We start from the raw sequence: 9,019 nt of genomic DNA, 5'->3' as shown, positions 1-9,019 counted from the left end.
TCGTTGGGACGAGTATGTCATTCACCTGTGAAGAATGTCGTTTCTTTATGACTATTGTCGCAATTTAACGCAGGAAACACCTTTAAAATTCTGAAAAGAAAACTGGAAATTTAAAGCGTGGGTCCTGTGCGAAGCCATGAATGATTGACAGCATGAAGAAAGCATGCTAATATATTGTTTATCGATTTAATATAAATAGGATTTTCTCTTATCCAGAGCGGTGGAGGGGCTGGCCCTGTGAAACCGCGGCAACCTCAAACGAATCGTGTTTGAAAGGTGCCAACTCCTGCAAAGCAGATGCTTTGGCAGATAGGGGAACGAGACGATGTGGCATGTACACGTCTTTCTGTTCTCTTGCAGAAAGGCGTTTTTTATTTTTATACTTTCTTATCTTTAAGAAAAAACGCTGACGCGTCTTTTCAGATGCCAGAGGTCAGAAGTCGGATTGGAAGAAATCGGCGAATTAGCCGATTTCGGCATTGAAAATATCGTCCAAAATTTTATACTTTCTTATCTTTTAAAAAAGGACCCGCTGATTACGGTATTTATTAGTTTAAGATGTTTTCTAAAGTGGGTCATAAACGTAGGTGACGTGAAGGAGGATAGCCTTGATAGCGATAGAAGGTTTAAGCAAAAACTTTACAACAGCGAATAACCGGATAACAGCCGTCGATGATTTAACACTTGATATTCGGGAAGGTGACATATTTGGTGTCATCGGGTACAGCGGGGCCGGAAAAAGTACGTTTGTACGGCTGTTGAACAGACTGGAAGAACCATCGGATGGAAAAGTGGTCATCGATAACCAGGAGATAACCGCGTTGAATGCTGATGACCTGCGTGTGACACGGCAAGAAATCGGGATGATTTTTCAACATTTTAACTTGTTATGGTCGCGTACGGTCAAAGACAACATTGCCTTTCCGCTGGAGATCGCTGGTGTTCCGAAACGTGAACGAGAAAGCCGTGTTCAGGAACTGATTGACCTTGTCGGGTTAGACGGCAGGGAACAAGCTTATCCGTCACAATTAAGCGGTGGCCAGAAACAGCGGGTTGGAATCGCCAGAGCGCTTGCGAATAAACCGAAAGTCTTGCTTTGTGATGAGGCGACGTCGGCACTTGATCCGGAAACGACGAATGCGATTCTCGATTTGCTCGTTGGCATTAACAAACGATTAGGTCTGACCATCATTATAATTACACATGAGATGCATGTCATCCGGAAAATCTGCAAGCAGGTTGCCGTGATGGAAGCAGGCAAGATTGTTGAACAGGGCGATGTGCTTGATGTCTTTCTGCGGCCAAAGCAACAGGTCACGAAAAAATTTGTTGAACAAGTCATGGGGACGGACGATGAGGATGATGGTGTTGATGATCTTGCCCACACTTATGATCGCGGGAAAATCATCAGACTGCATTTTGTTGGCGAAACAGCCAATCAGGCTCTGATCAGTCAAGTGGCGAAAACATTTAATATTGACATCAATATTTTGCAAGGAAAAATCACCCGCATGCAGCATGGCGCCTATGGTACGTTATTTGTGCAGATGGACGGGGCCCCTGACGAAATGGACCGGGCGCTCCGCTATATAACGGACGAAACCTCAGTGGAAGTGGAGGTAGTCCGTGATGTGGAATGATTTGTTCTCGAATGTCAACATGCAGGATTTATGGGTTGCGACCTATGAAACGTTTTACATGACGATTCTTGCCCTTATTGGCACATTTATATTTGGTATTTTGCTTGGTCTGCTTCTTTATCTGACCATGAAAGGGGGGATCTGGCAGAGTAAAGTCCTGAATATGATCGTTGCTTCAGTAGTCAACATATTCCGGGCGATACCATTTATCATTTTGATTTTATTGTTATTCCCGTTCACCGACTTTTTGATTGGCACGATCCGCGGTCCGAATGCAGCATTACCGGCCTTGATCATCGGGTCCGCTCCGTTTTATGGACGGCTTGTGGAAATTGCCCTAAAAGAAGTTGATAAAGGCGTTATTGAAGCAGCCAAGGCAATGGGGGCCAAAACACGGACGATCATTTTCAAAGTGCTGCTGCCGGAGTCAATGCCGGCTCTTGTCTCGGGGATTACCGTAACAGCGATTAACCTGATTGGCTATACGGCCATGGCAGGTGTCATTGGTGCTGGGGGACTGGGAAACTACGCATACTTTTTCGGGTTCCAACGCCGCGAATTTGATGTCGTGTTTGTCTGCACAGTCCTGATTGTCCTGATCGTATTTTTGTTCCAATTCATTGGTGATTATATTGCCAATAAATTAGATAAAAGATAAAGCAAAGGAGCGAAATCATTATGAAAAAAGTTTTAGGATTTGTATCATTACTTATTGTATTATTACTGGCCGCATGCGGAGGTTCCGGTGAAGGAGACACCAATGAAATAAAAGTTGGCGCATCCAGTACACCGCACGCTGAGATATTGGAAGAAGCAAAACCGCTGCTTGAGGACGAAGGGATCACGTTAACGATCGAGGAATACCAGGATTATGTTTTGCCGAATGATGATCTAGAGAGTGGCGAAATTGATGCCAACTATTTCCAGCATATTCCATACCTAGAAGGTCAAATTGCCGATATTGGCTACGATTTTACTCATCTTGGCGGTATTCATATTGAACCAATGGGTATTTACTCGAAAGACTTTAACAGCCTTGATGAGATTTCGGAGGGTTCTGAAGTGTTGTTGAGCCGTTCCGTTGCCGATCATGGGCGTGTCCTGGCATTGCTGGAGCGGGAAGGGCTTATTAAACTGGCTGAAGATGTTGAGAAGGTTGATGCCACAACAGATGATATTGTGGAAAATCCGAAAAACCTGACCTTCTCCTATGACTATGATGCAGCCACACTACCTGATTTGTATGAAACAGAAGAAAACACACTGGTCGCGATTAATACCAATTATGCCATCGGGGCAGATTTGAATCCAATGGAGGATGCACTGATTCTGGAAGATGAGGAATCGCCATACTTGAATGTAGTGGCTGTAAACAAAGGCGATGAGGACAGCGAGGCCTTGAATGCTTTAGTGGATGTACTGCATTCTGAGGAGATTCAGGACTTTATGGTCGAAGCGTTTGACGGTGCTGTCATTCCAGTAGATGGTCCGTCCGAGTAATTCACGGTTAGCGAATTTTAGGGAATCCACAGCATATGGCAGTCATTTGCTTTATGTTTAACTGAAACATGGCTGAGTTGGTTTCCAGCTTTTATATCGAGTGCCTTCCGATTTAATACGGTTAAATGCATTTTGTATAGGGTATTGGTTTTATGGTATTCTTAATACCGTAAACAAACGAAAGGATGGTTCACTATTCACAGTGGAATAAAGATGCATTACACGCCGGAAATGGAGCGGGCAATGCAACAGTCGAACAAAATAGGTTATGAGGAATACGAAAGAAAACTGGATAAACGCATAACCGTGGAAAAAAGACGACAGCGTGAATACGAACAGTGTAAACGTATGGTAGCGGATATTGACAGCCATATTCATAGATGATAGAGAAAATCCGGCTCTCTTTGGTGGAAAGAGGGGCGGATTTTTGTTTAACGGAGAAAGTCAGCCAATAAATTTATGACATAACAAGGATTGTATGGTTTGGAAATAGAATACATACGACAACAAATCAAGCGGGAGGTAAAGACATGAAATTAGTGAGCTACAAAATCAAAGGCACACCCGGTCCATTGCGGATGGGGTTTAGCCTTGACGACAAGGGTAAAATTGTTGATCTACAGGAAACATGGCGGCAGATGCAACTTAACCGGCAGGATCGTGATTCAGTGGATGTAACGGAAACGTCTTTTCCTTCAAATCCGGATCAATTTTTCGCCGGCGGCAATCGCCTAATTAAACAAGCAATGGACGTCATGGCTTTTGCGGCAGCAAACAATATAGATGATAATGGATATAACCGTGATGATGTCTATTTGGCCACTCCGGTGTCATCGCCCTCCAAAATCATCTGTGTCGGGAAAAATTATGCAGCCCATGCAGCGGAAATGCAAAGCGATGTTCCTGACTACCCAGTGTTATTTGCCAAATTTGCTAATGCGCTTGTTGGCCCGGAGGATATGATTGAAAAACCGGATTTTGTCCGGAAACTTGATTATGAAGCTGAACTGACCGTTGTCATCGGAAAAGAGGCTTCTAACATCAAACGGGAAGAAGCGCTCGATTATATAGCCGGTTATACCATCGGCAACGACAGTTCAGCCCGTGATTTACAAAAGCGGACACCGCAATGGCTGCAGGGAAAAACACTGGATCGCTCGACACCGATCGGCCCTTGGGTTGTGACAGCTGATGAAGTGGGTGATCCCGGCCAATTGTCGATAAACGCTTATGTGAATGGGGAAGTGCGGCAAGCGGCAACGACTGAGCAACTCATTTTTGATGTTCCGTTTCTGATTGAATTCATTTCGTCTTTGATCACATTAAAACCGGGAGACCTGATTATGACCGGGACACCTGATGGCGTCGGTATGGGGATGGATCCGCAGCAGTTTCTGAAGGACGGTGATCACGTCACAGTCGAAATCGACAAAATCGGCCAAATGGCGAATAAGGTAAAAGAATTGAAAAGCTAGAAACCTTTGGCACGAACCATTTTAACGGCTCGTGCTTTTTTTATAGAACCATAATAAAAAAAATCCAATAAAAGCAAATTTTTTTATTTTAAGGGTTGCATCAATATAAATTTTGGTGCATAATAATACAAAACCAAGTTTATTAATACATGTGAGAGTGTTTAGGCACGATACCAGCAAAGGGGAGAGACAGCATGCCCAAGTTACAGCATATCCATAAAGTTCTGGTAATTGGCTCAGGCCCCATTATTATCGGTCAGGCAGCCGAGTTTGATTATTCCGGAACACAGGCTTGTCTGGCGTTAAAGGAAGAAGGGGTCGAGGTCATTCTTATCAATAATAATCCGGCAACCATCATGACTGATCAGGCAATTGCCGATCACATTTATATGGAGCCGTTAACCCGGGATTCGCTGACAGCCATTATTAAAAAGGAAAAACCTGACGGGATACTGCCGACGCTCGGCGGGCAAACAGGATTGAATATGGCCATTTCCCTGGCTGAAGCGGGTGTATTGGAGCAGTACGAGGTTGAGCTTTTAGGCACCTCACTGGACACGATACAAAAAGGCGAAGACCGTGATATTTTCAAATCGATGATGAAATCGATCGGTGAACCGGTTCCGGAAAGCCTATCGGTTCAATCGGCTGAAGAAGCACTCCGATTTGCCCGGACAGCCGGGTATCCGATGATTGTCAGACCAGCCTATACGTTAGGCGGGGCTGGCGGCGGAACAGCGGAAAATGAACAGGAGCTGGCCACTGTCGTCCAGCGGGGACTTGATGCTAGTCCAGTGGGCCAGGTGCTCGTTGAACAAAGCATCAAAGGCTGGAAAGAAATCGAGCTTGAAGTCGTTCGGGATCAGAATGACACATGCATCATCGTCTGCGATATGGAAAACATCGATCCTGCCGGGGTCCATACAGGTGACAGTATAGTGGTTGCGCCATGCCAGACGGTGAATGCCCATCAATATCATATGCTTCGCAGCGTCTCCTTTAACGTGATACGGGAGCTCGGTGTCATCGGGGGTTGCAATATTCAATTTGCTTTGCATCCGGACAGCGATGAATATGTCATCATCGAAGTGAATCCGCGGGTCAGTCGCTCCAGCGCCCTGGCGTCCAAAGCAACCGGCTATCCAATTGCAAGGGTCGCTGCCAAAATTGCGATGGGCTACCGGCTGGATGAATTGGCAGATCCCATCACTGGTCATAAATCGGCCAGTGTTGAGCCAGCGCTTGACTATGTCGCTGTCAAAATACCACGCTGGTCATTTGAGAAATTCGGGACGGCTGACAGGACACTTGGCACGCAAATGAAAGCCACAGGTGAAGTTATGGCGCTGGCCAAAAATTTCCCGGCAGCGTTGAATAAAGCAATTCGCTCGCTGGATATTGGGACCGATCATTTTCCATTTATGCCGGACTGGACGGGTGAAGCTATCGACACCGCTTTGACAGAGGCAACAGATGAACGGCTTTTCGTCATAGCCGAAGCCGTCAGACGCGGTTATCCGCTTGAGCGCATACAGGAACTGACAGGAATTGATCGCTTTTTTCTGAACGAAATAGCATCTGTGCTTGCCATGGAACATAAAGTGCACGGTAAAAGCCTGGAAACGATCACGTGTGAGGAATGGCATCAGGCCAAGACACTCGGTCTTTCAGACAAAACCCTTGCTTCCCTTCTTGATACGGATGAACGTGCAGTACAGAAAAAAGGCGGGGAAATAAACGTGCAGCCATCTTATCAAAAAGTTGACACGTTTGCCTCAAGCCATTCAGCTGATACAGGATATTTCTACAGTACATGGGATGGCGGTGATGAATCCACCCCTCTAAACGGGCAAAAGGTGGTTGTGCTTGGTTCAGGCCCAATCAGAGTTGGTCAAGGGGTTGAATTTGATTATTGTTCCGTACAGGCAGCTATGTCATTACAGGGACAGGGGATCAAATCGGTGGTCATTAACAATAATCCGGAAACAGTCAGCACAGATTATAATACGGCTGATCACCTTTACTTTGAACCACTGACAGCAGAAGATGTTTTGAATGTCATGGCGAATGAACAGGCCGATGGCGTCATGATTCAGTTCGGCGGCCAAACAGCAGTCAATCTTGCGGAAGCATTATATCAGGCGGGTGTTCATGTATATGGGACTTCCTTACCGGCCATTAACACGGCAGAAGATCGAGACTTGTTCTATCAATTGCTGCAACAACTGAAGATTCCCCATATACCAGGCGAAACAGTGAAAGACATTAATCAAGCTATCTGTGCAGCAGCTGAAATCGGTTATCCGGTTCTCGTCCGCCCCTCCTATGTTATCGGCGGAAGCGGTATGGTGGTACTGCGTGATGAGACGGAACTGGTGACGTATTTAAACGATCTTCAAAGGGATATGCCGGATGGCAATGTGTTCCCATTATTAATCGACCGGTTTATCCCTGGTCATGAATTTGAAATCGATGCGGTTTGTGATGGGGAAGACGTGCTGATCCCCGGCGTCTTTCAGCATATCGAACGGGCGGGCGTCCATTCAGGCGACAGTATCGCCGTTTTCCCGGCACCGGATCTGACCAGAGCACAAAAGCAGTTGTTCGAAACGTACACCAAAGCTATTTCGGCAGAATTGAATGTTAAAGGAATGGTCAACATCCAATTTGTTCTCAGCGAAGACAAACAGACACTGTATGTATTGGAGGTTAATCCGCGTGCCTCACGAACGGTACCGATTGCCAGTAAAGTAACGGGTGTCCCACTCATTGATCTGGCTGTCCAGGTACAAACCGGAAAGCCACTTGAAAAACAGGAATGGAAAGCTGGTTTGCATGAAGATATCCCTTACTATGTGGTTAAAATGCCGGTCTTTTCATCTGATAAATTACCTGGCGCTGATCCATATTTGGGACCGGAAATGCAATCGACTGGTGAGGCGATTGGTATTGGATCCACTGTTGAGAAAGCAATGGCTAAAGCATGCGGCTGGACGGAAGGAAGCCTGATGAACATGAATGGCAACAAGCCGGTTTATTTATCGTTGGGATCACAAACAGACGGTTTATCGGAAAACGTGTTGTCGATACTTTCGGAATTACCCGCCAGCATCACGGCCGATCCGGAAACGGCAGAAGTTCTCGGCGCAAAGGGCATCACCGTTGACCAAACGTTCGCCATTTCGGAGGCTTGTAACGTCTGTTTGGAAACTGGATTTGAGTTCGTCTGCGATACGCAAAAACGATTGGCTGAAGATGACCATAACAGGCTTAGAGTTAGTGCTTTGACTCGTAACACGCCATGCTTTACGTCAGCTGAAACGTTGATGGCGTTCTTGTACGCGTCGATTGAATCACAAGAGGCACCCGTTTCAATCAATACGTATATGGACAGTATCCATGGATTGAATAAGAAGAAAGAGCAGGTGGTCTAAATGGAGACAGAAACCGACGTGCCTATCAGACATCGACTGAAAGGCCGCGACTTTATAAAATTCGTTGACTACAGTGCAGGTGATCTGTTTGATTTGCTGCAAATGGCGGACGAGATGAAAAAGAGCCGCAACACGGGAATACAGGCAGAGCCATTAAAAGGGAAAACGCTCGGTATGCTGTTTGAGAAGCCATCAACAAGGACGCGCGTCTCCTTTGAAGCGGGGATTTCTCAGCTGGGTGGTACAGGGATCTTTCTGGAGTCAGGCCATTTGCAGTTGGGCAGGGGTGAAACAATTGCCGATACGGCGAAGGTCCTGTCAGGCTATTTAGATGGGATGGTGATCCGCTCATTTTCCCAGGAGTTAGTTGAAGCATTTGCCACTCATGCCACCATTCCGGTCATAAACGGACTGACAGATGTCTATCATCCATGTCAGGTGCTGGCAGACCTGCAGACAATCCGGGAGACAAAAGGATCCTTGAAGGGTATCAAGTTAAGTTATTTGGGTGACGGCAACAATATGGCCCACTCCTTGATGATCGGAGCTGCCATAACCGGGATGGATATCAGCATTGCCGCACCGGATGATTACTGGCCTGACACGGCCGTTGTCCAAAAAGCTTTAGCTATAGCAGCATATTCAGGAAGTGAGGTTCATATCACATCGGACCTTTACGATGCTGTACGGCAGGCTGATGTTCTTTATACCGATGTATGGGCAAGCATGGGGCAGGAAGATGAACGATCATCCCGGGAGGTAATGTTTTCTGACTTCCAGGTGAACAAAACCTTGTTGGCCGCAGCCAAACGTGATGCGATATTCATGCATTGTTTGCCGGCACATAGAGGTGAAGAAGTAACAGCTGACGTGATTGACGGTGTACAATCCGTCATCTTTCAGCAGGCAGAAAACCGGCTGCACGCCCAAAAAGCATTAATGACTGCTTTAATGGGATAAGATTATTTCA

General features: G+C 46.1%; 7 protein-coding genes and 1 riboswitch. All 7 genes read left to right on the top strand.

The genetic code is table 11. The annotated features are described in order from the left end of the window. Window positions 1–205 precede the first annotated feature (205 nt). Window positions 206–316, top strand: a riboswitch (SAM riboswitch). A 292-nt stretch (window positions 317–608) separates the two neighbouring features. The 7 genes from ACFQ4A_RS07405 to argF all read left to right on the top strand — a co-directional run bounded on the left by ACFQ4A_RS07405 (window position 609) and on the right by argF (window position 9,009). Continuing rightward, window positions 609–1,640: a methionine ABC transporter ATP-binding protein gene (locus ACFQ4A_RS07405; protein WP_382399104.1), complete on the top strand. Its 1,032-nt coding sequence runs from the start codon at window positions 609–611 to the stop codon at window positions 1,638–1,640. Then, entirely contained in the window at window positions 1,630–2,298 is a 669-nt protein-coding gene (locus tag ACFQ4A_RS07400; RefSeq protein WP_382399114.1) for a methionine ABC transporter permease, read from the top strand. The genes ACFQ4A_RS07405 and ACFQ4A_RS07400 overlap by 11 nt, the downstream gene beginning before the upstream one ends. A gap of 20 nt (window positions 2,299–2,318) precedes the next feature. Then, entirely contained in the window at window positions 2,319–3,140 is an 822-nt protein-coding gene (locus ACFQ4A_RS07395; protein WP_382399102.1) for a MetQ/NlpA family ABC transporter substrate-binding protein, read from the top strand. A 243-nt stretch (window positions 3,141–3,383) separates the two neighbouring features. Next, window positions 3,384–3,524 carry a hypothetical protein gene (locus tag ACFQ4A_RS07390; protein ID WP_382399100.1) on the top strand — a complete coding sequence of 47 codons (141 nt, stop codon included), beginning with the start codon at window positions 3,384–3,386 and terminating at the stop codon, window positions 3,522–3,524. Between the two features lie 146 nt (window positions 3,525–3,670). Next, entirely contained in the window at window positions 3,671–4,615 is a 945-nt protein-coding gene (locus ACFQ4A_RS07385; RefSeq protein WP_382399098.1) for a fumarylacetoacetate hydrolase family protein, read from the top strand. A gap of 194 nt (window positions 4,616–4,809) precedes the next feature. Next, on the top strand, window positions 4,810–8,049 hold the full coding sequence (gene carB / locus ACFQ4A_RS07380; protein WP_382399096.1) for a carbamoyl-phosphate synthase (glutamine-hydrolyzing) large subunit: 3,240 nt from the start codon (window positions 4,810–4,812) through the stop codon (window positions 8,047–8,049). Then, window positions 8,050–9,009, top strand: a complete 960-nt coding sequence (gene argF / locus ACFQ4A_RS07375) for an ornithine carbamoyltransferase (protein WP_382399094.1) — start codon at window positions 8,050–8,052, stop codon at window positions 9,007–9,009. Window positions 9,010–9,019: the final 10 nt, after the last annotated feature.

Source organism: Lentibacillus salinarum, assembly GCF_042679865.1.
GTDB classification, from domain to species: domain Bacteria; phylum Bacillota; class Bacilli; order Bacillales; family Amphibacillaceae; genus Lentibacillus; species Lentibacillus salinarum.
This window is presented reverse-complemented; position numbering and strand designations above follow the sequence as displayed.